General features: G+C 64.7%; 26 protein-coding genes. 10 read left to right on the top strand and 16 right to left on the bottom strand.

The annotated features are described in order from the left end of the window. Positions 1-190: 190 nt before the first annotated feature. Together BMW89_RS33835 and BMW89_RS33840 are read right to left on the bottom strand one after the other, a co-directional pair. The gene (locus tag BMW89_RS33835; protein WP_177196510.1) at positions 191-1,420 is read right to left on the bottom strand and encodes an ABC transporter substrate-binding protein; all 1,230 of its coding nucleotides are present in this window, start codon (positions 1,418-1,420) and stop codon (positions 191-193) included. A 116-nt stretch (positions 1,421-1,536) separates the two neighbouring features. Next, complete coding sequence (locus BMW89_RS33840) at positions 1,537-2,463, bottom strand: methyltransferase domain-containing protein (protein ID WP_092034676.1); 927 nt, start codon at positions 2,461-2,463, stop codon at positions 1,537-1,539. Positions 2,464-2,525: 62 nt separating this feature from the next. Here BMW89_RS33840 and BMW89_RS33845 point away from each other — a divergent pair, with 62 nt between their 5' ends. The 5 genes from BMW89_RS33845 to BMW89_RS33865 all read left to right on the top strand — a co-directional run bounded on the left by BMW89_RS33845 (position 2,526) and on the right by BMW89_RS33865 (position 7,785). Then, on the top strand, positions 2,526-3,563 hold the full coding sequence (locus BMW89_RS33845; RefSeq protein ID WP_092034677.1) for a ligase-associated DNA damage response exonuclease: 1,038 nt from the start codon (positions 2,526-2,528) through the stop codon (positions 3,561-3,563). Further along, positions 3,560-5,212: a cisplatin damage response ATP-dependent DNA ligase gene (locus BMW89_RS33850; RefSeq protein WP_092034678.1), complete on the top strand. Its 1,653-nt coding sequence runs from the start codon at positions 3,560-3,562 to the stop codon at positions 5,210-5,212. Before BMW89_RS33845 ends, BMW89_RS33850 begins: the two co-directional genes overlap by 4 nt. A gap of 184 nt (positions 5,213-5,396) precedes the next feature. Continuing rightward, a complete protein-coding gene (locus BMW89_RS33855) occupies positions 5,397-5,702 on the top strand; it encodes a DUF6460 domain-containing protein (protein WP_177196511.1) in 306 nt (101 codons plus the stop codon). A 21-nt stretch (positions 5,703-5,723) separates the two neighbouring features. Then, entirely contained in the window at positions 5,724-6,458 is a 735-nt protein-coding gene (locus BMW89_RS33860; RefSeq protein WP_092034680.1) for an MBL fold metallo-hydrolase, read from the top strand. 1 nt (position 6,459) lies between these two features. Continuing rightward, positions 6,460-7,785 carry an MATE family efflux transporter gene (locus BMW89_RS33865; protein WP_092034681.1) on the top strand — a complete coding sequence of 442 codons (1,326 nt, stop codon included), beginning with the start codon at positions 6,460-6,462 and terminating at the stop codon, positions 7,783-7,785. Between the two features lie 10 nt (positions 7,786-7,795). On the opposite strand, the gene BMW89_RS33870 is transcribed toward BMW89_RS33865, so the two are convergent. Both BMW89_RS33870 and BMW89_RS33875 read right to left on the bottom strand, forming a co-directional pair. Next, positions 7,796-8,893, bottom strand: a complete 1,098-nt coding sequence (locus BMW89_RS33870) for a quinone-dependent dihydroorotate dehydrogenase (protein WP_092034682.1) — start codon at positions 8,891-8,893, stop codon at positions 7,796-7,798. Then, entirely contained in the window at positions 8,890-9,234 is a 345-nt protein-coding gene (locus BMW89_RS33875; RefSeq protein ID WP_092034683.1) for a DUF952 domain-containing protein, read from the bottom strand. The genes BMW89_RS33870 and BMW89_RS33875 overlap by 4 nt, the downstream gene beginning before the upstream one ends. A gap of 284 nt (positions 9,235-9,518) precedes the next feature. Between BMW89_RS33875 and BMW89_RS33880 the strand changes: the two genes are divergently transcribed. Next, positions 9,519-10,172 (top strand): S24 family peptidase, encoded by a 654-nt coding sequence (locus tag BMW89_RS33880; protein ID WP_092034684.1) that lies wholly within the window; start codon positions 9,519-9,521, stop codon positions 10,170-10,172. A gap of 10 nt (positions 10,173-10,182) precedes the next feature. Here BMW89_RS33880 and BMW89_RS33885 read toward each other — a convergent pair whose 3' ends face one another. From BMW89_RS33885 to BMW89_RS33905, 5 genes are all read right to left on the bottom strand, one after another. Beyond that, positions 10,183-11,826, bottom strand: a complete 1,644-nt coding sequence (locus tag BMW89_RS33885) for a lysine--tRNA ligase (RefSeq protein WP_092034685.1) — start codon at positions 11,824-11,826, stop codon at positions 10,183-10,185. A 185-nt stretch (positions 11,827-12,011) separates the two neighbouring features. Further along, the gene (locus BMW89_RS33890; RefSeq protein WP_092034686.1) at positions 12,012-12,947 is read right to left on the bottom strand and encodes an ABC transporter substrate-binding protein; all 936 of its coding nucleotides are present in this window, start codon (positions 12,945-12,947) and stop codon (positions 12,012-12,014) included. Between the two features lie 92 nt (positions 12,948-13,039). Continuing rightward, complete coding sequence (locus BMW89_RS33895; RefSeq protein ID WP_092034687.1) at positions 13,040-13,630, bottom strand: SCO family protein; 591 nt, start codon at positions 13,628-13,630, stop codon at positions 13,040-13,042. 19 nt (positions 13,631-13,649) lie between these two features. Then, positions 13,650-13,844 carry a hypothetical protein gene (locus BMW89_RS33900; RefSeq protein ID WP_092034791.1) on the bottom strand — a complete coding sequence of 65 codons (195 nt, stop codon included), beginning with the start codon at positions 13,842-13,844 and terminating at the stop codon, positions 13,650-13,652. Between the two features lie 120 nt (positions 13,845-13,964). Beyond that, on the bottom strand, positions 13,965-14,489 hold the full coding sequence (locus BMW89_RS33905; protein WP_177196512.1) for a Clp protease/crotonase-like domain-containing protein: 525 nt from the start codon (positions 14,487-14,489) through the stop codon (positions 13,965-13,967). Positions 14,490-14,740: 251 nt separating this feature from the next. Here BMW89_RS33905 and BMW89_RS33910 point away from each other — a divergent pair, with 251 nt between their 5' ends. The 4 genes from BMW89_RS33910 (at position 14,741) to BMW89_RS33925 (ending at position 18,321) form a co-directional block, all read left to right on the top strand. Then, the gene (locus BMW89_RS33910; RefSeq protein WP_092034689.1) at positions 14,741-16,411 is read left to right on the top strand and encodes an FAD-binding dehydrogenase; all 1,671 of its coding nucleotides are present in this window, start codon (positions 14,741-14,743) and stop codon (positions 16,409-16,411) included. 3 nt (positions 16,412-16,414) lie between these two features. Next, entirely contained in the window at positions 16,415-17,332 is a 918-nt protein-coding gene (locus tag BMW89_RS33915) for a CE1 family esterase (protein WP_092034690.1), read from the top strand. Between the two features lie 115 nt (positions 17,333-17,447). After that, entirely contained in the window at positions 17,448-17,798 is a 351-nt protein-coding gene (locus BMW89_RS33920; RefSeq protein ID WP_092034691.1) for a RidA family protein, read from the top strand. 157 nt (positions 17,799-17,955) lie between these two features. Continuing rightward, positions 17,956-18,321 (top strand): nuclear transport factor 2 family protein, encoded by a 366-nt coding sequence (locus tag BMW89_RS33925; protein ID WP_092034692.1) that lies wholly within the window; start codon positions 17,956-17,958, stop codon positions 18,319-18,321. A 190-nt stretch (positions 18,322-18,511) separates the two neighbouring features. Here BMW89_RS33925 and BMW89_RS33930 read toward each other — a convergent pair whose 3' ends face one another. The 7 genes from BMW89_RS33930 to xylB all read right to left on the bottom strand — a co-directional run bounded on the left by BMW89_RS33930 (position 18,512) and on the right by xylB (position 26,102). Beyond that, entirely contained in the window at positions 18,512-19,360 is an 849-nt protein-coding gene (locus BMW89_RS33930; RefSeq protein ID WP_092034693.1) for an amidohydrolase family protein, read from the bottom strand. A 3-nt stretch (positions 19,361-19,363) separates the two neighbouring features. Continuing rightward, on the bottom strand, positions 19,364-20,341 hold the full coding sequence (locus BMW89_RS33935) for an aldo/keto reductase (protein ID WP_092034694.1): 978 nt from the start codon (positions 20,339-20,341) through the stop codon (positions 19,364-19,366). A 101-nt stretch (positions 20,342-20,442) separates the two neighbouring features. Beyond that, the gene (locus BMW89_RS33940) at positions 20,443-21,375 is read right to left on the bottom strand and encodes a sugar-binding protein (RefSeq protein WP_177196513.1); all 933 of its coding nucleotides are present in this window, start codon (positions 21,373-21,375) and stop codon (positions 20,443-20,445) included. Positions 21,376-21,471: 96 nt separating this feature from the next. Further along, positions 21,472-22,554: an ABC transporter permease gene (locus BMW89_RS33945; RefSeq protein WP_177196514.1), complete on the bottom strand. Its 1,083-nt coding sequence runs from the start codon at positions 22,552-22,554 to the stop codon at positions 21,472-21,474. Further along, positions 22,554-23,312: an ATP-binding cassette domain-containing protein gene (locus BMW89_RS33950; RefSeq protein ID WP_092034697.1), complete on the bottom strand. Its 759-nt coding sequence runs from the start codon at positions 23,310-23,312 to the stop codon at positions 22,554-22,556. Before BMW89_RS33950 ends, BMW89_RS33945 begins: the two co-directional genes overlap by 1 nt. Positions 23,313-23,324: 12 nt before the next feature. Next, complete coding sequence (gene xylA, locus BMW89_RS33955; RefSeq protein WP_092034698.1) at positions 23,325-24,647, bottom strand: xylose isomerase; 1,323 nt, start codon at positions 24,645-24,647, stop codon at positions 23,325-23,327. Beyond that, positions 24,648-26,102, bottom strand: a complete 1,455-nt coding sequence (gene xylB / locus BMW89_RS33960) for a xylulokinase (protein WP_092034792.1) — start codon at positions 26,100-26,102, stop codon at positions 24,648-24,650. Between the last annotated feature and the right edge of the window lie 59 nt (positions 26,103-26,161).

Consider the following 26,161-nt stretch of genomic DNA (forward strand, 5'->3'; position numbering starts at 1 on the left):
CCACGCCAAATGCAAAGATCTATACCCAAGCCCCGTTCGGCACGCTTGACTTAAAAGCCCTCATATGAGGGTGGGCAAAGCGAAGCGTGCCCACCATCTCCACCATCTGCGCCCAGTTGCCTGAGCAGATGGTGGGCACGGCGCGAGGGCGCCTTTGCCCACCCTACGGCGTTCGCGATTGCGGCGAGCCCTACTCCGTCACGGGCTTGTCCGAGACCTCCCAGTCCTTGCCGTTGAAGGTCGAGATGAAGAGCGTCTTCATCGGGGTGTAGTCGTCGGGCGTATAGTTGTAGTTGACGCCATCAAGGAAGAACGGCGAATGGAAGCCGTTCAGATTGGACGCCTTGTTCAACACATTGGCGCGCGTGAGATCGTCGCCGCAGCGGCGCAGGATCTCGCCCATGGTCACGGCCTGGCCATAGCCCGCATAGGCGATGGTGTTGTCGGGGTCGATAGCCGGCAGGTACTTCTTGCGCAACTCCTCGAACGCCATCGCCTCAGGATCCTTCTCCCAGGGGCCGGGTCCTGCGTCCTTGGAATAGCGGATGGCGACGATGCCCGTTGCATTTTCAAGGCCCGCGGCATTGAGGATTGACCGGCCCGTCGAACCCGCCGACAGCAATTGCAGCGGCTTCCAGCCGAGTTCGGCGACTTTTCGGATCGATTGCGACGTCGCCTTGCCGGTGGTGATATTGTAGAAAGCGTCGGCGCCCGACTTCGAGAGATTAACGAGCTGGGAATCGATGGTCGGGTCGCTCAGATCGTAGGTCTGCTCCATGATCACCTGCGCGGTGCCGCCGGCATCCGCCAGTGCTTTCTTGAACGGACCGAGGAAGTCACGGCCGAAATCATCGTTCTGATAGAGGATGCCGATCTTCGCGTTCGGCTTCACAGCGATGACGTGCTTGGCCAGGATCCGCGCCTCGGTCGGATAGAGCGGCAGACCCGCCATGGTCCATTTGAACTCTTTTGGATTGTTCCACTTGGACGCGCCGGTGTTGAGCAGAAGCTGCGGCACGCCCTTGGAATTGAGATATTTGTGCACGGCGGTCTGCGGTGCGGTGCCGAGCGAGCCGTAAAGCGCGAGCACTTCCTCCTGCTCGACCAGACGCCGCGTCGCCTCGACGCATTTCGGCGCGCTGTAGGCGTCGTCCATGGTGAGGAACTTGACCTTGCGCCCGTTGATGCCGCCCGTCTCGTTCAGCATCTGGAAATAGGCCTCGCCGACGCGGCCGAGCACGCCATAGAGCGAGCCGGGACCGGAGTGCGGCACGGTCTGCCCGATCTTGATCTCGGTGTCGCTGGCGCCGGCGTCGTATTTCTTGTCCGCGGCCCATACGTAGGGCGCAGGCAAGGTGGATGCAGCGATGGTCGCGAGCGCGCCGGCGCCGAAATCGCGCCGCGATGGATTCTTGGTCATTATTTGTTTCTCCCTGGTGCGCGCATTGTGCTGGCATCCCCGCACAGCTCGCAAGTGGGAAGTCGTCGCTTTGCGACGCAATGACCCTCAAATCGGAGCGCGATTAGCGCCTAGACTCAAGTTTTGTCGGCGACGATGACGAGGCCGCGCACCGGCTCGTTGTTCTCGATGCGCGGCGACCCCGGCTCCAGTGTCAGCAGCTTGAGTCCGGCCCTCGCAATCGCACTGCGCACATATTCCGCCGAGTGGGCATAGCGCAGGCCCTCGCCGAGAATGATGCCGCCGCCGTCATGGGTCTCCAGCGTGAAGGCGAGCACGCCGCCGGACGCAAGCACGCGCCTGGCTTCGGTCAGCACCGGCGCGAGATCGGAGAGATAGACGAAGGCGTCCGCCGCAATGACGAGGTTCGCGCTCGCATCGGCCTTGCCGCGCAGGCCATCGATCATGTCGGCGACTTCGAGCTCGGCATAGAGGTTTGTCGCGCGCGCCTGCTTGATCATGCCGGGCGACAGATCGATGCCGATGAAATGATCGACCTGTCTGGCGAAGGCGGCGGCTGCGAGACCGGTGCCGCAACCGAGATCGACGGCACGCTTGAACAGAGCGGGCTTCCTCGCGGCGACGCGTGCGGCCACCACCGCCTTGAAGATCAGGCTGGGGCCGCGATAGTCGAGATCGTTGACCAGCGTATGCTCGAAGCGCGGCGCATATTGATCGAACAGGGCCTGCACATAGGCTTTTGGCATTTCCGACAAATGCGCATCGCCGAGCCGCATCAGATGCAGGCCGGCGCCGTGCTGGTCGTCGGGATCGGATCGCCACGCTTCCCGGAATGCCACGATCGCCTTGTCGCGCTGGCCAAGTTGCGCGCGGATTTCGCCGAGCGTGAACCAGGCGGAGGTGAAGCCGGGCGCGAGCTCGAGCGCCTGCTCGATGAGGTCGGCAGCGGCCGGCAAGTCACCCTTGAGCTGGAGGTCACGCGCGAACTCGAAGCGGCGGTCGGCCATGAGATCGCCGGAAGTCAGAAACAGGCGCAGGGGCATTGGGAACCAAAGAGGAGTGGATGACGACTCGAAGATGCGGTGGCGCAACCTATATAACAGGCATGCGTCCGCAAGACATCCTGCTGCCAGTCGCGAGCGGCCTATGCTGCAAGCCCGGCGGCTTCCATATCGACCCTGTCCGTCCCGTCGAGCGGGCCGTGATTACCCACGGCCATTCCGACCATGCCCGCCCCGGCCATGGCGCTGTCCTCGCGACGCAGGAAACGCTCGACATGATGCGGTTGCGCTACGGCGAGAACTTTGCCGGATCGACGCAGGCGATCCGCTATGGCGAGGAGATCCGGCTCGGCGATACCAGCGTCAAATTCCATCCGGCCGGGCACGTGCTGGGCTCGGCGCAGATCGCGGTGACCTGCAAGGACACCTGCATCGTCGCCTCCGGCGACTACAAGGACGCGCCCGACCCAACCTGCACGCCGTTCGAGCTGGTGCCCTGCGACGTCTTCATCACGGAGGCCACGTTCGGGCTGCCGGTGTTCCGGCACGGCGATGCCGCTGACGAGGTGAAGAAACTGCTGGCCTCGGTTGCTTTGTTTCCGGAGCGCGCGCATCTCGTCGGCGCCTATTCGCTCGGCAAGGCGCAGCGCGTGATCGCACTGCTGCGGCAAGCCGGCTATGACGCGCCGATCTATCTGCATGGCGCGATGGAGAAGATCACCGAGTACTATCAGAGCCGCGGCATCGCGCTCGGCGAACTCCGGCCAGTGATGGGCATGAAGAAGGCGGCGCTCGCCGGCACCATCACGCTGGCGCCGCCGTCGGCGACCTCTGATGTTTGGACGCGCCGCTTTCCCGACCCCGTCACTGCGTTTGCGTCAGGCTGGATGCGCGTGCGCGCCCGCGCGCGGCAGCGTGGCATCGAACTGCCGCTGGTGATCTCCGACCATGCCGATTGGGACGGCCTCACCGCGACGATTGCCGCAACGGGCGCCGGCGAGATCTGGGTCACCCACGGCCAGGAAGATGCGCTGGTGCATTGGTGCCAAAGCAAGGGTCTGCGGGCGCAGCCGCTCGATCTCGTCGGCTATGGCGACGAGGAGGAGAGCGAGACGCCGCTTCAGGACGAGACGGAAGCATGAACCGCTTCGCCGAACTGCTGGACCGCCTCGCCTACGAGCCCGGCCGCAACAACAAGCTGCGGCTGATCACCTGCTATTTTCGCGAGGTCGGCGATCCCGACCGCGGCTACGCGCTGGCCGCGCTCACCGGCGCGCTCAGCTTCAAGCACGCCAAGCCGGCGCTGATCCGCGATCTCATTGCCTCGCGCACCGATGAGGTGCTGTTCGGATTGAGTTACGATTATGTCGGTGATCTCTCGGAAACGGTGGCGCTGATGTGGCCGAAGGCCGCGATGGCCGCCCACAACAACCCACCGCCTCCGACGCTGACCGAAGTCGTCACCACGCTGCGCACGCTCGGCAAGACCGAGCTGCCGAAGCAGCTCGAACGCTGGCTCGACGAGCTTGACGAGACCGGCCGCTGGGCGTTGCTGAAGCTCGTCACGGGCGCATTGCGCATCGGCATCTCCGCGCGGCTGGCCAAGACCGCAGCCGCGGCGCTCGGCGACAAGGACCCGCACGAGGTCGAGCTGATCTGGCCGGCGCTCAGCTCCCCCTATCTCGACCTGTTCGCGTGGCTGGAAGGCCGCGGCGAAAAGCCGGTCAATCGCGATCCCGCGCCGTTCCGGCCCGTGATGCTGGCCCATGCGATCGAGGACACCGATTTCGCCGCGCTCGATCCCGCCGACTACATCGCCGAATGGAAATGGGACGGCATCCGCGTGCAGGCGGTGGCGGGCCGCGACGAGCGCGGCCAGATCACGGCGAGGCTTTATTCGCGTACCGGCGAGGACATCACAGGCAGCTTTCCGGACCTCGTGCCGTCGCTGCGGCTGGCAGGCGCGATCGACGGCGAGCTGCTGATCCTGCGCGAAGGCCGCGTGCAGAGTTTTAATGTTCTGCAACAGCGCCTCAACCGCAAAATCGTCTCGCCAAAACTGATCAAGGAATTTCCGATCCATTTGCGCGCCTACGATCTGCTCGGCGACGACGAAAACGATTTTCGCGAACTCCCCTTTATCGAACGGCGCGAACGGCTGGAGACCTTCGTCAAGAAGCTCGATGATCCCCGCATCGATCTATCACCCACCGTCCCTTTCGCAAGCTGGGAAACCCTGACCGCCGCGCGCGCCGATCCCGCGAGTGCGGGTGCGGACGAAGACGCGGACGCCGTCGAGGGCGTGATGTTGAAGCGGCGCGATGCGCCCTATCTGCCGGGACGGCCGAAGGGCCAATGGTGGAAGTGGAAGCGCGATCCGCACATCATCGATGCCGTGCTGATGTATGCGCAGCGCGGCCACGGCAAGCGCTCGTCCTATTATTCCGACTACACTTTTGGCGTCTGGACCGAGGGCGAGACCGGCGACGAGCTGGTGCCGGTCGGAAAGGCCTATTTCGGCTTCACCGATGAGGAGCTGCTCCAGATCGACCGCTTCGTCCGCCGCAACACCACCGAAAAATTCGGCCCTGTCCGCCATGTGGTGCACGAGGCCGACAAGGGGCTGGTGCTGGAGGTCGCCTTTGAGGGCCTGCAACGCTCGCCGCGGCATAAATCCGGCGTCGCGATGCGCTTTCCCCGTATCAGCCGCCTGCGCTGGGACAAGCCGCCGCGCGAGGCCGACCGGCTGGAAACGTTGGAAAAGATGCTGAAGGCGGAGGTTGAGGCGTGAATCCGATCGCCGCCACGAAGGCAGCACGCCCCCTCTCCCGCAAGCAAGCGGGAGAGGTTGCAGCCAGCCCGCCGCATGTTCTTGCCCGAATTAAAATCCCGTAAGCCGATTGACGCTCCGTTGCGGGTTCCCCATGTGCCTCGCCGTGCCCTATAATGGGGTCGAATCCCCTGAGGAGTTTGAGATGGTCCAAGACGTCAGAGATTTGCCGGCCGGCCGCAGCGATGGGCTGAACCGCTTTCTCGGCGGCTCGCCGCTGGCGGTCGCATTTCGCCTGGTCCTGCTCTCGATCCTGGTCGGCGTCGTGCTGGCCGCGATCGGCTTCGATCCCTGGAACATCCTCATCAGCATTCGCCTGCTGTTCCAGCGTCTGTGGGATCTCGGCTTCGATGCCGTGAACTGGCTGTGGCGCTACTTCCTGCTCGGCGCCGTCATCGTGGTTCCGATCTGGCTGCTGATGCGCGTGTTCGGCTCGCCGCGCGGCCGGTAAGGTTTTGGAGGTCCGCAGCCGATGCAATTGCGCTTTGTCGGCTGCGGCGACGCCTTCGGTTCGGGCGGCAGGCTCAACACCTGCTTCCATATCTCGGGACGAGAAGCCAATTTCCTGATCGATTGCGGCGCGTCGGCTCTGCCGGCGCTGAAGCGGCTCGAGATCGAGCGCAACGACATTGACCTCATCCTGATCACGCATTTCCATGGCGACCATTTTGCCGGGCTGCCGTTTTTCCTCCTCGACGCACAGTTCTCGCGGCGGACAAGGCCGCTGACCATCGCGGGCCCGCAGGGCATCGAGATACGGCTCAAGCAGCTGATGGAAGCGCTGTTCGAGCACTCCTCCAAAACGAAGCAGCGCTTCGAGCTCTCCGTCGTGGAGCTCGCGCCGGAACAGGGCCAAAACTTCGGCGCGGTAATGGTGACGCCCTACCCGGTCGTGCACGGCGAATCCGGCGGACCATTTCTCGCCTATCGCGTCGAGGCCGAGGGCCGCACGCTCGCCTACAGCGCCGATACCGAATGGACGGAGACGCTCATTCCGCTGGCGCATGGCGCCGACCTTTTCATCGCGGAAGCCTACATGTACGAGAAAGTGGTCAAGAACCATCTCAGCCTGAAGACCTTGGAACAGCACCTCCCCGCCATCGGCGCCAAGCGGCTCGTCCTCACTCATATGAGCGACGACGTGCTGTCGCACCTCGACGATTTGGAACATCTCGCCGCCGAAGACGGCATGGTGCTCGTGTTCTGACATGCACGCGCCCGTTCATCCCAAAGTCGGCTCCCGTCAGGTGTTCGCCATCGCCGGCCCCGCGATGGTCGCGAACCTGACCACGCCGCTGATCGGCGTGGTCTCGACCACCGCAATCGGACGGCTCGATGATGCCGCCCTCCTCGGCGGCGTCGCGATGGCCTCCGTGATCTTCGACTGCCTGTTCTGGCTGTTCGGCTTCCTGCGCATGAGCACGCTCGCCTTCACCGCGCAGGCGCTGGGCGCCGGCGAGACCCGCGAGCAGACCGTGATCCTGGTGCGCGGCTTCATCGTTGCAGGCCTGATCGGCGCGGCACTGATCGCGCTGCAATTGCCGCTGGCCGCCGGGCTGTTCGATTTGATGGGCGGCAGCGAAGGGGTGACGCGGGCCGCGAAGACCTACTTCACGATCCGGATCTGGTCATCGCCGTTCGCGCTCGCCAACTACGTCATCCTCGGCTGGCTTATCGGCAAAGCCCGCGCGAATCCGGCGCTGCTGCTCCAGGTCGTCATCAACCTCGTCAACATGGTGGCGACGATCCTGCTGGTGCTGGTCTACGACGCCGGCATCGCGGGTGCTGCGGTTGCCGCGCTGCTGTCGGAGGCGATCGGCTTCGGGCTCGGCGTGGTTGTTTGCCGACGCTATGCAGACGGCCGTTTCGCCGTGCCCCGCGCAACGCTGTTCGATCGCGCAAAACTGATGCGGCTGCTGGCGGTGAACTCCGACATCCTGATCCGCACCGCGGCGCTGATCGCCGTGTTTCTTTTCTTCACCGCCAAGGGCGCGCGGGCCGGTGACGTCATTCTGGCGGCGAATTCCGTGCTCAACAATTTCCTGCTGGTCAGCGCCTTCTTTCTCGACGGCCTTGCGAATGCGGCCCAGCAGCTCTGCGGCCGCACTTTTGGCGCGCGCGATGCAAAAGGTTTTGCGGATTCGACCCGGCTGGTGCTGCTGTGGGGCCTCGGCTTCGCCATCGTCGTCGCCGCGCTGTTTGCGCTGTTCGGGCCGGCCTTGATTGATTTCATGACGGCGAGCGAAGCCGTCCGCCACGGCGCGCGCGAATTCCTGCCGTTCGTCGTACTTGCGCCAATTCCCGGCGTATTCGCCTTCGGCTTCGACGGCATCTATATCGGCGCGACCTGGGCGCGCGAGATGCGCAATCTGATGCTGGCCTCGCTCGCGATCTTCCTTGCCGCCTGGTGGGCGCTGCAATCGTTCGGCAATGCCGGACTGTGGGGCGCGCTGCTCGCTTCCTACGTCTCGCGCGGCGGCTTGCAGGCCGCGCGATATCCGGCGCAGTTCAGGGCGACGTTTCCGAAATCGTAGCCCAGATGCCTTACATCCCCGGCCAGTCTTCCGCGGTCAGCGTCGCGGCATCCGCGCCGACGATCTCCGACAATGAATCCCGTCCCGTCCGCAACATCGTCGAAGTCAGATCGCGCTTGATCTCGTCGACGAGGCCGAGGCCCTTGTAGACCAGCGACGAATAGAGCTGGATCAGGCTCGCACCGGCGCGGATTTTCGTCAGCGCCGCGCCACCGGAATCGACGCCGCCGACGCCGATCAGCGGGAATGCACCCTCGACGCGCACATAGGTCTCCGCGACCATCCGCGTCGACAAGCGGAACAGCGGCCGGCCGGACAGGCCGCCCTGTTCCTTGGCGCGCATCGCCTCGCGCAGCGTGCTCGGTCGCGCAATCGTCGTGTTCGACACGATGATGCCGTCGACCTTGCGTGAGCGCGCGACCTGCACGACATCGTCGAGCTGGGCGAGGCTCAAATCCGGTGCGATCTTGAGCAGTACCGGCGTGTCGCCGGCCTTCTGCCGCACCCGCTCGCGTGCATCGATCACGCGCGCGAGGAGCTCGTCGAGCAGTGCGCCTTCCTGGAGATTGCGCAGGCCAGGCGTGTTCGGCGAGGAGACGTTGACGGTGAAGTAGCTTGCGACCGGCGCGAAGGTCTCGATCAGCTTGACGTAATCATTGACGCGGTCTGGCGAATCCTTGTTGGCACCGACATTGACGCCGACGATGCCGCCGTGCTGCGCGCGCGCGGCAAGCCGGCGCAATGCGACTTCCGCACCGTCATTGTTGAAGCCCATGCGGTTGATCACGGCCTCGTCGCGCTCGAGCCGGAACAGCCGCGGCCGAGCATTGCCGCTTTGCGGCTTCGGCGTCACCGAGCCGATCTCGACGAAGCCAAAGCCGAGCCGCAGCAGCGCGTCCGGCACCTCTGCACTCTTGTCAAAGCCCGCGGCCATGCCGATCGGATTGGGAAAGTTGAGCCCGAAGGCGCGCACCGCGAGCTTGGGATCGTCAGGGCGCGGCTTGACCGGCGGCAGGAAGCGCAAGCCCTGGATCGCGAGGCGATGCGCGTCTTCCGCATCAAGCCAGCGCAGCAGCGGCAGCGAGAGAGCATCGAAGGCGCGGATCACGGCAGGAGCTCCGGAACATCGTGGCCGCCATCGGAGCGCATGTTGAGGTTCATCACCGAGAGCACCGCGCCGAGATCGAGCTCGCCGTAGAGATGCGGAAACAACTCCTCATTGCGCGAGCGCTCCCAGCGCAATTCGCTGCCGAGCACGTCGCCGTCGACCTCGACCAGGAACAGCGCGCGCTGCCCGAAATAATGTTTTCGCAGGGTCTCGGGAACCTGGGGGGCGGTCGAAAAATGGATGAAGCCGTCGCGCGCATCGTCCGCACTGCCGCGGTAGACACCCTGCCGTTCCGCCTCGCGCCAGGCCGAGGCCGGACAGATTTTGTAGATCTTGACCACCGCTTACGGAGCCCTTTGAATCTCTTGGGGTTTTTCGTCTCTTACGGGTCTTAAAACCCGAGCGCGACCGTAAAGGCCGCCCCCTCCGAACTCAAGAGTTAGAGCCATTCCCGCTCCGATGAAATCGGAGCGGGGCTCTAAATTCTTGTTTTGACGCGTTTTCTTCACGCGAACCGGGCATCCACTTCGCTTGAAAACGCTTTCCTTGCCGCCCCTTGCGCGAAAATCGGAAAACCGGTTGATTTGAGGACAGTTTTCCTGAGTTGCGACGGGCTGGACCTCCCATGGTCAGACAGGCCAAAGCGCAGAGGATACTGACACACGACCAGATCTGGGTCGCGCTGGATCGGTTGGCGGAGCGTGCCGGCCTGTCGCCATCCGGCCTTGCCAAACGCGCCGGGCTCGATCCCACCACCTTCAACAGGTCAAAACGCGTCACCCCCGACGGCCGTGAACGCTGGCCATCCACCGAATCGATCGCCAAGGCCCTCGAGGCAACCGGCGCCTCGCTCGACACTTTTGCCAGCTTGATCGGCGAGGCAGCAGGCGACGCCCGCGCGGTGCCGCTGCTCGGCTTTGCGCTGGCCAACACGAGCGGCGCTTTCGACGAAAGCGGCCTGCCATCCGGCAAGGGCTGGACCGAGACCGCGCTGCCCGCCACCGAGGATGGTCGCACGTTCGCACTTGAGATCGCCGGCAATGCGCTCGCGCCGGTCTATCGCGACGGCGACATGATCCTGATCTCGCCCGGCACGCCGATCCGCAAAGGCGATCGCGTGGTGGTGAGGACCAAAGCGGGCGACATGATCGTCGCGACGCTGAAGCGCCGCACGGCGAAGGCGCTGGACTTGCAGCAGATGGACGAGACGCAAGCGGAGCGGACGATCGCGGCGAGCGAGGTCGCGTGGATTGCGCGGATCGTTTGGGCGAGCCAGTGAACCGCGTCCCTCACGCACTCCGTGCCAGCGCGCCGTCGATCATGTTGACCGCGTTCTGCACGCCGTACACCGCGACGAAGGAGCCGAAGCGTGGGCCCTTCTCCTGGCCGAGCAGCACCTGGTAGAGCATGTTGAACCAGTCGAGCGTGACACCCGGACGGCCGTCCTTGCCCTTCTTGACCTGATCGAGGAACGGCTCGCGGCGGCCGATCTCGTAGACGACGTTCTGGATGTCCTCGGCCGACGATTCCTGCGGCAGCTGCGACAGCGCTTCGCGCAGATCCTGCAACGCGGCGCGCTCGACTTCGCTCGGCTGGCGGAACGTCTTCGTCGGCGCGACGAAGTCGCGATAATAGTTGATGGCATAGCCGACCATCGCATCGAGCTTCGGATGCGTCTGCGGGCTCACGCCGGGACGGTAGCGGCCGATGAAACCCCACAGTGTCTCGGCATTCTCCGCGTTCGACGACGACACCAGTGTCAGCAGCAGCTGGAACGTGACCGGCATGTCGGCTTTCGGCGGATGGCCTTGGTGAATGTGCCAGACGGGATTGCCGAGCTGCTGCTTGCCATCCTGCTTGGCAAAGCCGTCGCTGAACTGCTGGTAGTCGTCGACGTTGCGCGGGATGACGTCGAAATACAGCCGCTTGGCCGCCTTCGGCTCGCGATACATGAACAGCGTCAGCGATTCGGGCGAGGCGTAGCGCAGCCATTCGTCGATGGTCAGCCCGTTGCCCTTCGACTTCGAGATCTTCTGGCCCTTCTCGTCGAGGAACAGCTCGTAGTTGAAGCCCTCGGGCGGCGTGCCGCCCAGCGCCTTCGCGATCGCGCCGGACAGCTTCACGGAGTCGATCAGGTCCTTGCCGGCCATCTCATAGTCGACGCCGAGCGCGACCCAGCGCATCGCCCAGTCAGCCTTCCACTGGCATTTTACATTCCCGCCTGTGACGGGCGTTTCGACCTCTTCACCGCTGTCGGGATCGACATAAGTCACCGTGCCGGCCGCGACGTCGCGGCGGATCATCGGCACCTGGAGCACGATTCCGGTGGTCTTGCTGACGGGCAAGAAAGGCGAATAGGTCGCGCGGCGATCGGGCCCGAGCGTCGGCAGGATGATGTCCATCACCTTGTCGTAGGCCGCGAGCATCTTCAGCAGCGTCGCGTCGAAGCGGCCTGACTTGTAATAGACGGTCGAGCTTGCGAACTCGTAGTCGAAGCCGAAATGATCCAGAAACGCGCGCAGGCGCGCGTTGTTGGCATCACCAAACGACGGATATTCGTTCGAGAACGGGTCAGGCACCGCGGTCAGCGGCCGCCCCAGATATTGCGCCAGCATATCCTTGTTCGGGACGTTGTCCGGCACCTTGCGGAAGCCGTCCATGTCGTCGGAGAAGGCGAGCAGGCGCGTCTTGATCTTGTCCTCGGTCAGCACGCGGAAGGCATGGCGCACCATCGAGGTGCGCGCGACCTCGCCGAACGTGCCGATATGCGGCAGGCCGGACGGGCCATAGCCGGTCTCGAACAGCACCTCGTCCTTCGGGCTTTTCTTCAGCCGCGCGACAATCGCCTTCGCCTGCTCGAACGGCCAGGCGTTGGATTGTTCGGCGAGCGCACGCAGGTCGCTCGGGTTCGCGGCAAGATCGATAACAGACATCTAAGAGGCCTCCGGGCCGCGGAAAATAGCGATTTCCGGGCAGAATGCAATTTTGTGGGATAGTGCAGCCATACCCACCGTCATTGCGAGCGAAGCGAAGCAATCCAGAATCTTTCCGTGGAGACACTCTGGATTGCTTCGTCGCTACGCTCCTCGCAATGACGACGGGGGCAGTAGCGGCAGAACTAAAACGGGCTTACCGAAAAATACCGCAGCCACAGATCGGTGTAGCGGCCTTTTTCCCAGACGCGGAACAGGGCCCAGTTCAGGGCCTGGCGCAACACGTCGTTGCCCTTGCGCACGGCGATGCCGATGCCCTCGCCGAAGAACCGGCTCTCGACGAAGGGGCCGCCGGAGAAGGCGCAGCAATCTCCGGAATCCGTGCCGTTGATCCAGAACGCCAGCGAGATGGCATCGCCGAAGATGAAATCGACCTCACCCTTGCGCAAAGCGCCGCGCAGCGCATCGTCATTGGGATAGCCGTGCAGCTCGGCGTCAGTGAACATCGCCTTCAGATACGCCTCGTGCGCGGAGCCGCCGATCACGCCGACCTTCTTGCCCTCGAGATATTCGGGGCGGATCTCCGGCATCACCGCATCCTTGCGCGAGACGAAACGCGCGGGCACCCGGTAATAGGGATCGGTGAAGTCGACGCGGGCACGCAGCTGCGGGCTTACCGCCATCGAGGCGATGATGGCATCGCCCCGGTTGGAGGAGAGCGCATCGACCAGCGTCTCGAAGCGGCGCATCTGCACGGTGCAGGTGACCTTGATCTCCTCGCAGAGGCTGCGTGCGAGATCGACGTTGAAGCCGGCCGGATTGCCGTCCGCACCGGTGTAGTTGAACGGCGGGTAGTCGGTCTCGGTCAGGAAGCGGATCACGGTCAGGCGCGACAGGTCCGGCCGCTCCGGCCGCCGCCGTGGGTCCCAGAAGCCGGGGACGGCCTGGGGGGCCGCTTGAAGCGTGGTTTGCGGCGTGGCTTGGGGCGCAGCCGGAGGCTGCTTGGCCGGGGCCTGGGCCGTGGCGACGGTCAGGCCGGCGAGCAGGCAGACGCCTGCGACCAGCCCGGTCAGAAGCCCACGGGCAGATTTGGACGATTTCGCCTGTTGCGATGGAGCCATCGGCCGAAAATGAACTGATATCATTGGGATCGGAGGGCCTTATAGACCATCCGGCCGGGAACGCGAGCGCGGATTGAAGTTAACCCGAGGCGTCAGAGATACCGCTTCAAATCCGCAGCCGCCTCTTCCGGGGTCCGCTTCAAATTGAACGGCGAGACGAACCGGCCGTCACGGTCCATCAGATAGATCAGCGCGGTGTGGTCCATGGTGTAGTCGCCGTCCTTGGTCGGGACCTTCTTGGCATAGACCCGGTAGGAGGTGATCACCTTGGCGGTCTCGGCGGGGTCGCCGCTAAGGCCTTCGAGATGCGGGTCGAAGCTCGACAGATAATCCTTCATCGTCGCGGTCGTATCGCGCTCGGGATCGACCGAGATGAAGACGGCATTGACCTTGTCAGCGTCCTTGCCCATCGCACGCAGCACTTCCGAGATCTCGAACAACGAGGTCGGGCAAACGTCGGGGCAATGGGTGTAGCCGAAGAAGATCAGGGTCGGCTTGCCCTTCAGGTTCTTGTCAGTGACGGCCTTGCCGTGCTGGTCGGTGAGCTGGAACGGCCCGCCGATTGCGGCCGGCTGCACCACCTTGCTGACCCCGCCCATGGCCCAGAACACGATCAGGAGCCCGAGAACGAGGCTTGCGGCAAAGGCGGTCGCGATCACCAGCGGACGGGCGGTGGAGCTCATGAAAACTTCCTGTCGGGGGTCAGAAGCAGGCGGCGAAGCCGGTCCTGATCATTTCGAAGAACACCTGGGAGCCGTAGTGGAACCACAGCGCGAGCGCACCGAGCATAACCAGCCCGCCTACGCCTGCACCGGCCAACAGCAGCACGGTCGGCGTCCGGGCGGCAGTGGGCGAATTGTCCTGTAGCGGATGGGTGGGGTGCAGTGGTTGAGCCATGACAACGATCGGGGTCAACGATCGGGGCGACGGCCCCGGTTCCCTGCCTTTCAAATAGGCTTCACCCCGCCGGCGGGCAAGCGCCACGGGCGGTGCAGAGATCACGTCGTGCTGATAGTCTCAGTGAAGCAACTGGCCCCGGGCGGACTCGAGCTGCTCCAACTTCGGCGCAGGTCGGGGCGAAGCGGGCTTGTTGGTGGAGGCCTGCGCGTCGAGGTAGCAGGGCTTGTACATGGCCTGGAGCTGCCTGCCCTTCAGGAACAGCATATGCGGGGTGAGGCCGCCGCGCTGGTTGATCCAGCGCTTCACCTGCGAGGGATACATCGCATAGAGCATCTGGGTCGCTTCGGAATTGGTGACGGCGCGGCCGTTGGTGCCGAAATCCCAGGCGGCGTGGAAGCCCAGCGTCGCGTGCGAGGTCACACAGATACGGTCGTGCGGGATGGCGCCGAGGACGATGGTGCAGGCCGAGGCGCAGAGGCCATCGATGATGACAGTGTCACCTGATTGCCGCAGGTCCTGGTATTTGTCGACGTAAGTTCCGATCCGTCCACCACGGTCATCCGCGATGCGAACCACCGCGTGAGAAGCCCCCATGCAACCGACCAGGAGGACCGCCGCCAGCAACCCCGTCAGAAACTTCATTGTCCCCCGCCCCAGTCGAATTCGAATCTGTGTGTCAGGTGGTGATGCACGGCTAGCGTCTGTCGTAACCGGGGTTTTGTCTAGGCACGCCGGCTCGCTCAAAACAAATTCAAATCCAGTGTTGCGTCCGCGCTGCACTCAGGCCCGTTTCAATCCCAATGTGGAACAAGTTAACGAACTCTTACGCGCCTACCCCTTGATCTCAGTTGCAACCGCTGGCTTCAATCCGGGCAATTACAGGGGGGAACTCTATGACCGAGCATTCGACTGAGCAGGCTGACGTCATTGTCGTCGGCGGAGGACTATCGGGATTAGTCGCTGCAACCGAGATTGCCGACGCCGGCAAGCGCGTGATCGTGGTCGACCAGGAAGGCGAGCAATCGCTCGGCGGCCAGGCGTTCTGGTCGTTCGGCGGATTGTTTCTGGTCAATTCGCCGGAGCAGCGCCGGCTCGGCATCAAGGATTCCTTCGACCTCGCAATGCAGGACTGGCTCGGCACCGCCGGCTTCGACCGCGACGAGGATTTTTGGCCGCGCCAATGGGCCGAGGCCTATGTGGCATTCGCGGCCGGCGAGAAGCGCGCCTGGCTGCGCGCGATGGGCCATCGCATCTTCCCCGTGGTCGGCTGGGCCGAGCGCGGTGGCTATGACGCGATGGGCCACGGCAATTCGGTGCCGCGCTTTCACGTCACCTGGGGCACCGGCCCGGGCATCGTCGAACCGTTCGAGCGTCGCGCGCGCGAAGCCGTGAAGAGTGGCCGCCTGACCTTCAAGTTCCGCCATCGTGTCGATGCGCTCTCCATCACCAACGGCACCGTGGACGGCGTGAGCGGCGCCATTCTCGCGCCCGACACAGTCGAGCGCGGCAAGAGCTCGTCGCGCACTGTCGTCGGCGAGTTCGCGCTGAAGGCGCAGGCCGTGATCGTGGCGTCCGGCGGCATCGGCGGCAATCACGATCTGGTGCGGCAGAACTGGCCGAAGCGGCTCGGCGAGCCGCCAAAATTCATGATCTCCGGCGTGCCCGAGCATGTCGACGGCCGCATGATCGGCATCACCGAAAAATCAGGCGCGCGCCTGATCAACCGCGACCGCATGTGGCATTATGTCGAGGGCATCCAGAACTGGTCGCCGATCTGGCCGCGCCACGGCATCCGCATCCTGCCCGGCCCCTCCTCGATGTGGTTCGACGCCACGGGCACACGATTGCCGGCGCCGCTCTTCCCCGGCTCCGACACACTCGGCCAGCTCCAATACATCATGTCCACCGGATACGATTATTCCTGGTTCATCCTGACCCAGAGCATCATCAAGAAGGAGTTTGCGCTGTCGGGCTCGGAGCAGAATCCTGACCTGACCGGCAAGAGTTGGCGCATGACGATCAAGCGCGCCACCAACAAGGGCGCGCCGGCGCCGGTCGAGGCTTTCAAAAGCCATGGTGTCGACTTCATCGTGCGCGACAAGATCGAGGACCTCGTCGCGGAGATGAACAAGCTCGCCGGCAGCGACCTGCTCAAGCTCGAGCACATCAGGATGCAGATCGAGGCGCGCGACCGCGAGATCGCCAACCCTTACGTCAAGGATGCGCAGGTGATGAACATCCACAATGCGCGGCGCTATATCGGCGACAGACTGATCCGCACCGCATCCCCGCACCGCATTCTCGATCCTGCCCAGGGGCCGCTGATCGCGGTCAAGCTCAACATCCTCACCCGCAAGACGCTCGGCGGCTTCGAGACCGATCTCGACTCCCGCGTATTCGGTAGCGAGGGCGGCGTCATTCCCGGCCTCTATGCGGTCGGCGAGGCCGCGGGCTTTGGCGGCGGCGGCGTGCACGGCTACCGCTCGCTGGAAGGTACCTTCCTCGGCGGCTGCCTGTTCTCGGGCCGCAATGCCGGCCGCGCCGCGGCAAAGGCGGTGGGCTAGATCATGCGGCGGTGGATGCACATCGGGGCGCTTCTTGCAGGTCTCGCCGCTGCCCCGGCTGCGTCCGCCGACACCATCGACATCAACGGCACGATGCGATCCTACACCGCGCAACTGCCGGCGAAACGGCCCGCACCGCTGGTGATCGTGCTGCACGGCAAGACCCAGCGCGGCGCCGACATGATCACGCGGACGGCCTGGCCCGCAGTCGCCAAGCGCGAAGGTTTTGCCGTCGCCTATCCCGACGGGCTGAACAACGCATGGGCCGATGCACGGCCCGAGGAGCGGCGCGCCGGCCGCGGCCCGCCTGAGGGGACCGACGACGTCGCTTTCATCACCAAGCTGGTCGAGAAGCTGGTGGCCGACGGCACCGCCAATGCCAGGCGCGTCTATGTCACCGGCATCTCCAATGGCGGCGCGATGACGATGACGCTGGTCTGCGCGCGTGCCGATCTGTTTGCGGCCGGAGCAAGCGTGATCATGAACCTCACCGACGAATCGGCCGCCGCCTGCCATCCGTCGCGCGGCCTGCCGATGCTGATCATGAACGGCACAGTCGATCCCTTGATCCCCTATGAGGGTGGACGCGGGTCGAGCTATTTTGCCGCAGACGGGTTCTGGTCCACCGAGAAGACCGTGTCGTTCTGGCGCAAGGTCAATGGCTGCGAGGCAAGTGATGCCGCCAGGAGCGACCTGCCTCACAAGAATTCCGCTGACCAGTCCACCGTCACGCGGATCACATCGCGCTGCCCTGGGGGGCACGATGTCGTGCTCTATCGCGTCAACGACGGCGGTCACCGCATGCCCGGATTTGCGCCGGATGCCCGCTTCCCAAAGGTAGCAGCCGGCCTGCTCGGGCCACAGAACGGCGACATCGACGGCGCCGAGACAATCTGGACGTTCTTCAGTCAATTTCCCTGAGGCAGCGCATGCATGGCCGGCGACGCATGCGTGCCCGGCAACGCATGCGTGCCGGGGGTGGCAGAGCGCGGGGTGCTGGGCTAGACAGGGCCGCCATTCCAGCAGGAGATCCCAAATGAGCATTCAGCGTTTTGAAACCGGCCCGCGCATGAGCCAGGTCGTCGTGCACGGCAACACCGTCTATCTCGCCGGTGTCGTCGCCAACAATGCCGCCGGCGAGAGCGTGACCAAGCAGACCCAGGACATCCTGAAGACCATCGACAGCCACCTCGCCAAGGCCGGCACCGACAAGTCGAAACTGCTGTCGGCCACGATCTACATCACCGACATGAAGACCTTCGGCGAGATGAACGCGGCATGGGACGCCTGGGTCTCGCCCGGCAACACCCCCGCGCGCGCCACCGTCGAGGCCAAGCTGGCGGCGGCGCAGTACACCGTCGAAATCATGGTGACGGCTGCGAAGTAATTTCGCGCCAGAATTGTTGAGAACGAATGAAGCGCGATGAGACCATCATCGCGCTTCATTTTTTGCGCGTGACGATGACCTCCGAGGTAATCGATCAGCGCAAGCGAACCTTCGATAGTTGGGACAGCCGAACCCGGCAGCATCGAAGGAGAGCCCCATGACCGACCCCGTCACCATCGCCCACCGCTACGTCGAGCTCTGGAACGAGCGCGCGACAAGCCGCCGGCGCGAATTGCTGAGCCAGAACTGGACGGCGGATGCGAGCTATGTCGACCCCCTGATGAAGGGCGACGGCCAAGACGGCATCGACGCCCTGATATCAGGCGTGCAGCAGCGTTTTCCCGAGTTCAAATTCAAGCTGATCGGCGAGCCCAATGGCTACGGCGACCATCTGCGCTTTTCGTGGGGACTTGGTCCCGACGGCATCGACAGCCCGATCAAGGGAACGGATTTCGCGATGCTGAAGGATGGGCGGATCAGGAGCGTCACGGGATTCTTGGACCAGGTGCCCGCGGGGGCGTGAGAGGCTCCTCGTTACTGCGCCTCTCCCCTTGCGGGAGAGGGCAGCTCCGCTGGTAGACACAGACTCACCGGGGTGAAGGGTATCTCTCCCCGAGTGAATTTTGAGAGTTGAGTTCGCGGAGGCATACCCCTCATCCGGCGCTTCGCGCCACCTTCTCCCGCAAGGGGAGAAAGAGCACCGAGTCTGCGGCTTACGCAACTGCCAGCCGATACGCAGCTTTCGCGTTCGCCCCGAACGCCTTCTCCCGCACACCCGGACCCAGCTTCGCCAAACACGCCTCCAGCGCGCCCTTGATCTTACCATAGCTTCCCGCCAGCAAACACACCGGCCAGTCCGAGCCGAAGATCAGGCGATCCTCGCCAAAGCACGTCGCTGCGTGTTCGACGAACGGAAACAGCCGCCCTGCATCCCAATCATTCCAGACCGCTTCCGTCGCAAGCCCCGAGATCTTGCACCAGACATTGCCGCAGGCAGCTAACGCCTTGATGCGGTCGGACCATTCGGCGCTGCCACCATCGGCGATCGGCGGCTTTGCGGCGTGGTCGAGCACGAAACGCGCCTGCGGAAACGCCTTTGCGCTTGCGATCGCCGCGGGCAGCTCGCGGGTGCGGCCGAGGACATCATAGGCGAGATCGCGGGCAAACACTGCGCTGAGGCCGCGCTGGACGTCCTCGCGCAACAGCCAATCGGGATCAGGCTCGTCATGGACCTGATGGCGGATGCCGACGAGCTTTTCGCCGCCGGGCGAGGCGCGCAGCCGGTCGAGCGTGTCGCCGAGCGCGGCGTCGGTCAGATCAGCCCAGCCGACGACGCCGATTACAGAGGGCGTGGCATGCGCGATGCGCAAAAATTCCTCGGTCTCTTCGAGCGCGGAGCGGCACTGCACCACAATGCTCGCATCGATACCGTTCGCTCTCAGCAAGGGCGCGAGATCGGCGGGGCCGAAGGCGCGGCGGATCGGCGCGAGTTCGGGCGCGTCCATCCAGGGATAGTCGGCGCGCGCGGGATCCCAGAAGTGCTGGTGGCCGTCGATGATCATGGCTCACGCTCCGCCCGGCAGCGGCGCGCGTGCGTCGACGAGGTTTTGTGCGCGCAGTTCCTGCCAAAAGGCCGGCGGCACCGTCGCCTGCGACATCGCAATGTTGTCTGCGACCTCACCGGCGTTGCGCGCGCCCAGCACGGCGACCGTTACCGCCGGATGCGCCATGCAGAACTGAAGTGCGGCCGCCTTCAACTCGGTGCCGTGCTTGCGGCAGAGTTCGTCGAGCGCGAGCGCACGCGCGATCAGCGCCGCATCGGCGTCCTGATAGTTGAACTTGGCGCCGGTATGGGGGTTCGCCAAAATGCCGCTGTTGTAGATGCCGCCGAGCAGGATGCCGATGTTTTTGGCCGCGCAGACCGGAAACAGCGCATCCAGCGCGCCCTGGTCGAGCAGCGTGTAGCGGCCGGCGAGCAGGAAGCAATCGACCGGCACGGCTTCGGCAAAACGGACCAGCATTTCCGACTGGTTCATGCCGGCGCCGATCGCCTTGACCGTCCCCTCGCTGCGCAGGCGCTGGAGCGCGCGGAAGGCGCCAGCGACGGCCTCGTCATAATGATCGTCTGGATCGTGCACGAGCAGGACATCGACGCGGTCGAGCCCGAGCCGGACCAGGCTTTCCTCGACCGAGCGCATCACGCCGTCATAGGAGAAGTCGAACACCGGCCGCTCGCGCTGCCCGCTCTTGTAGTAATCGTCATCGGCAGCAGCGCCATCAGGCGCGCGCAGCAGGCGGCCGACCTTGGTCGAGACGACGTAGGACGCGCGCGGCTGTTGCCGGAGGAATGCACCCAGCCGCCGCTCGGCGAGACCAAAGCCGTAGAGCGGCGCAGTGTCGTAGAAGCGGATGCCGGCCGACCAGCCGGCTGCGAGCGTCGCTTCCGCATCGGCATCGCTGACCGGAGCAAACAATCCGCCGAGCGGCGCGGTGCCGAGGCCGATTGAGGTGACGTCGAGTGAGCCCAGTCGCGAACGCTGCATTCCAATTCCTTCCAGAAGCCAGTATCTCTCCCGCCTGCGGAGACCGCAAGCGGGAGAGACCATAGGAGTGTGGGGCTGGCGACACTCCTATTTTGACTCCATTACTTCAACATCTGCGCGACGTTGTCCTTGGTGACGAGATCGAGGCCGGTGTAGACGATCTCCGGCACCTTCTCGCCCTTCTTGATGGCGAGCAGCGTGTCCATCGCCTTCTCGCCCATCTCGAACGGACGCTGACCGACCAGCGCATTGGCATAGCCGTCGCGCAACAGCTCGAGTTGCATCTTCAGCGTATCGGCGACGACAAGCGTGAACTTGCCGGAATCGATGTCCTTCTTGGACCTCGAGGCAAAGGCCTTGAAGCCCTCGGGGGCGAACATCGGCCAGCCGCCGATGGGAACGATCGCGGCAAGGTCGGGCGTTGCGGTGCGCATATCCGTCATCTGCTGGACCGCGAGCGCGGGATCGTCGTTGCAGAACGTCGGCGAGCCCGCGACCTCGGCCCATTTCGAGCCCTTCAGCGCCTCGCGGACGCCGTCGACGCGCTCGGCGAGGTTCCTGGCGCCAGGGCCGCCCGAGACCATGGCGTATTTGCCGCCGTCGGGCCGGAGCTTGAGCAATTGCTTGCCGAGCGCGACGCCGAACTCCTTGTTGTTGGTGCCTATATAGGCGATGCGCTTGGAGCCGGGTGCATCGGCATCGAAGGTGATGACGGGAATGCCGGCCGCGGTCGCCGCCTCGATCGACTTGGACATGGCCGCGACGTCGGCGACCGAGATGGCGAGGCCGTCAACCTTCTGGGTGACGAAGTCCTGGATGATCTGCGCCTGCGTCGCCGGCTCGTGCTCGACCGGTCCCTTGTAGATGCACTCGATGTTACCGAGCTCCTTGGCCCGCTTCTGGCAGCCGTCGCGCGCAAAGTCGAAGAACGGATTGTTCATCGCCTTGGGCACGATCACGAAGCGGTAATTCGCCGCAAGCGCCGGCGTCGCCATCAGCGCGACGGCGATGCCGGCAAGAAGAAGTTTCCTCATTGTCTCCTCCACCCTTCTTTGGCGCCTGTCCTCTCGAATTTCGTCCGGGAAGCGGACAGGCGGCATTTTCGTTACCCTCCCGGAACGTTCGTTACGTCAAATCATCCGCGAGCGGATTCGGTCGACCAGTACGGCCAGGATGATGATCACGCCCACCAGCGTCTGCTGCCAGTAGGAGCTCACCTGCGCCAGCACGAGGCCGTTGCGGATCACCTCGAGCAGCACGCAGCCGACGATGGCCCCCAGCGGGCCGCCGATGCCACCGGCCAGATTGGCGCCGCCGATCACGGCCGCCGCGATCACGTTGAGCTCGTAAGAGGTCGCCATGTTGGCCGGCGCCGATCCGAGCCAGCCGGAGATGATGATGCCCTGGAGGCCGGCCGCGAGCGCGCAGACCACATACACCTCGATCTTCACCCGCACGACCGGGATGCCGGTGAGTTCCGCCGCCTTCTCGTTGCCGCCGAGCGCGAAGACGTGACGGCCGAACGAGCTGTGGTGCAGGACCACCGCCATCGCCAGCGCGAGGACCACCAGATAGATGAAAGGCACGGGCAGGCCGAGTATGTCACCCGAGGTGAGCGCGTAGAAATAATCGGCGTCCGGCCCACCCGGGAAACTGCCGCGCCCGTTGGAGACGACATAGCCGAGCCCGCGCACGATCGAGAGCATGCCGAGCGTGGTCACGAAGGGCGACAGGCCAAGCACGGCGATGCAGAAGCCGTTGACGAGACCCGCGATCAGCGCGACGCCGAGGCCGGCGAGGATCGAGACCAGCAGGATCAGCCCGGGCACGTTGGCCAGCACGGTCTTGCCGTCGGTCGCCATATGCACGAACAGCGAGGCGCCGAGCCCACCGGGCGTCGATAGCTCGGTCATGACCATTGAGGTGATCATGGCCGAGAAGCACATCATCGAGCCCACCGACAGATCGATGCCGCCGGTGATGATCACGAAGGTCACGCCGAGGGTGGCGATGGCGATGAAGGAAAAATTCTTCGCCACGTTCTGCATGTTGCCTTCGGTGAAGAAATACGGGCTGGCGAAATGCATGATCACCAGCAGCACGGCGAGCGCGAGCAGCACATAGCCGGTCTGGGAGGCGAAGATGCCGCGCTGCCACCATCTGGTCTTGCCGACGTTCGAGAACGTGACGGGAGATTCCATGGGCATGGCCATCACGCCGCCTCCTTCGCGCCGGTGATGAGGGCGGTGACTTCCTCAGGGCTGGTCTGGTGGATCGGCTTATCGGCGCGCTTCTCGCCGCGGCGCATGACGATAACGCGGTCGCACACCGCGAACACATCGGGCATGCGGTGCGAGATCAGCATCACGGCGACGCCCTGCTCCTTCAGCCGATGAATCAGGCCCAGCACCTGCTCGACCTGGCGCACCGAGATCGCGGCGGTCGGCTCGTCCATCATCACGAGCCTCGCGTTGGAAAGGCGCGTCCGCGCGATGGCAACCGCCTGGCGCTGGCCGCCCGACATCTGCTTGACGAGATCATCGGGCCTCGTCTCCGAACGCAGCTCGCCGAACAGCTCCAGCGCGCGCGCCGCCATCGCCTTGTGGTCGAGCAAGGCGATGGGTCCGAATTTGCGCTTCAGCTCGCGGCCGAGAAACACGTTGGCAGCGGCCGTCAGATTGTCGGCGAGCGCGAGGTCCTGATAGACGACCTCGATCCCGACCGCACGGGCGTCAATGGGCCGGTTGAAATGGACCGCATCGCCGGCAAAGCGGATCTCGCCATGGCTGGGGCGGAAATTGCCGGCGATGATCTTGACCAACGTCGACTTGCCGGCGCCGTTGTCGCCCATCAGGCCGACCACCTCGCCGGGATTGACGTGCAGATCGACGCCATGGAGCGCGCGGATCGCGCCGAACTCCTTGCCGATGCCGGAGAGCTCCAGGACCGGTGTCGCTTCAGCGCTTGTCATCGGCGGCCTCGCTCAGACATGGCGGTTGACCAGGGATTCCAGATATTCCTGCCGCCCCGAGCGCGGCTGCGGGTCGAAGCCGGGGCTCATCGCATGGTCGGCGAGATCGGCAAGCGACCGCTGGCCGCCGAGAATGGCGCGGCCCTCGGGAGCCGCCCATCCCTCGTAGCGCGTAGCGAGTGGCGTCGTAAGGACGCCGGCATCGATCATGTCGGCGGCGGCCAGGAACGCCCGCGCGCAGGCATCCATCGAGCCGACATGGGCATGAATGAGGTCATCGGGATCGATCGACTGGCGACGGATTTTTGCGTCGAAATTGAGCCCGCCCGAGGTGAAGCCGCCGCGGTTCAGGATCTCGTGAAACACCAGCGCCAGCTCGCCCACGTTCATCGCGAACTGGTCAGTGTCCCAGCCGAGCAGATCGTCGCCGCGGTTGATGTCCAGCGAGCCGAACACGCCGAGCGCTCCGGCCAGCGCGACCTCGTGATGGAAGGAGTGACCGGCGAGGATGGCGTGGTTCTGCTCGATGTTGAGCTTGACGTCCTTGAGCAGATCATAGCGCGCGAGGAAGCCGTAGCAGGTGGCGACGTCGAAATCATATTGATGCTTGGTCGGCTCCCTCGGCTTGGGCTCGATCAGGATCGGCCCCTTGAAGCCGATCTTGTGCTTGTGCTCCACGACCAGCGACACGAAGCGGCCGAGCTGGTCGAGCTCGCGCTTGAGGTCGGTGTTGAGCAGCGTCTCGTAGCCCTCGCGACCACCCCACAGCACATAATTCTGGCCGCCGAGCCGGTGCGTCACCTCCAGCGCGGCGCGGACCTGGCCGGCGGCATAAGTGAAGATATCGGGGTCCGGATTGGTCGCAGCGCCCGCCATGTAGCGGCGGTGCGTGAACAAATTGGCGGTGCCCCAGAGCAGGCGGACTTTTGCGGAAGCCATCTTTTCTTCGAACACATCCGCGATCGCATTAAGATTGGCGACGGATTCGCTGAGCGAAGCGCCTTCCGGTGCGGCATCGACGTCGTGAAAGGTGAAGAAGGGTACGTCCAGGATGCGAAACAGTTCGAAGGCGACATCCGCCTTGGCGCGCGCCATCGCCATGGGATCAGTGCCGTGATGCCAGGGCCGCAAAAAGGTCTCGCCGCCGAAGGGATCGCCACCCGGCCAGCAGAGCGAATGCCAGTAGCAAACCGCAAAGCGTAGATGATCCTCCAGCCGCCGGCCATGCACGAGCCGGTCCTTGTCGTACCAGCGGAAGGCATGCGTGTTTGCGGCATCCTTGCCGGCAAAGGCGACAGGCGTGCTTGCATCGAAGAATTTGGCTGACGCGTTCACTTAAGCGATCTCCTTCAACGCGGGATAAAGCTCGCGCCAGCGGCGATAGGCGTCGTCATAGGCGGAAGCGATGGATGCGCGGGGCACAAAACTCGCGAGCCGTCGCGGACGGGTACAAACCAACGCCGGATCCTCACCTGTGGCCGCAAGGCGGCCGAGCCGGGCGGCGCCGAGCGCGGCACCCACCTCGCCTTCCTCGACGCGGTGGACGGGAATCCCGAGCACATCGGCGCAGATCTGCGCCCACAGCGGCGAGCGCGAGCCGCCACCGACGAGATCGACTTCGCTGATCGGCCCGCTTGCCGCGCTCAGTGCCGCCAAATTGTCGCGCGCGGCGAAGGCAACGCCTTCGAGCACGGCCTGCACGATCTGGCCGCGCCCGGTCGCGCCGCGCAAGCCGACGAAGGCGCCGCTGGCGGCGGCGTCATTGTGCGGCGTGCGCTCACCGTCGAGATAGGGCAGGAATTTGATGGGGCTTGGCCCATCGACGCGCTCGCCAAGCGGCGCCAGCAGGGCTGCCGCCGGAATCTCCATCACGCCGGCGAGCCATGCGAGTGAGGCCGCCGCCGACAGCATCACGCCCATCTGGTGCCAGAGGCCGGGCAGCGCGTGGCAGAAGGCATGCACGGCGGTTTCAGGCGCCGGCGCGAAGCGATCGGTGACGCGGAACACCACACCTGAGGTTCCCAGTGACAGAAACGCATCGCCGGGCGCGATCGCGCCGAGCCCGATCGCGCTCGCAGCGTTATCGCCGGCACCGCCCGCAACCACGACGTCTTTGGCCATGCCCCAGCGCTGCGCGAAGTCCGGCGCGAGCACCGCGCTGACCTCGCTGCCCTCGACGAGGCGCGGCATGTGATGCAGATCGAGCCCGGTCGCGTGCAGCAGCGCTTCCGACCAGCAGCGCCGGCCGACATCGAGCCACAGCGTGCCGGCCGCGTCCGACATATCCTCGGCCATCTCGCCGGTGAGACGATAGCGCACATAGGCCTTCGGCAGCAGCACCTTTGCAACGCGCTTGAAAATGTGAGGCTCATGCCGCGCGACCCACAAGAGCTTTGGCGCGGTGAAACCGGGCATCGCGAGATTTCCGGCAATCGTGTGCAGCGACGGACAGCGTCGCTCCAGCTCGCCGCATTCGGCCTGCGAGCGGCCATCGTTCCAGAGGATCGCGGGGCGCAGCGGGCGGCCATCCTCGCCCAGCAGCGTCGCGCCATGCATCTGGCCCGACAGCCCGATGCCGCGCACCTGCGCGACCTCGCGCGGATGGTGGCTTGCGAGATCATCAACCGCGCCGGTCGCCGCATCGACCCAGGAATCGGGATCCTGCTCGGACCTCAGCGGCGCGGGATGCGACAGCGCAAGCTCGCGCGCTGCCGTCGCGACGATCGCGTCGGCTTCGCTCACAAGCACCGCCTTCACACCTGACGTGCCGATGTCCAGTCCGAGATACACGCCATCCTCCCTGTCGCCCAATGCGCTGTGCGAACTTGAAGTCGCCTTCCCCGCAACGG

Origin of the sequence: Bradyrhizobium sp. OK095, from assembly GCF_900109945.1 — a bacterium.
In the GTDB taxonomy this organism is placed as follows: domain Bacteria; phylum Pseudomonadota; class Alphaproteobacteria; order Rhizobiales; family Xanthobacteraceae; genus Bradyrhizobium.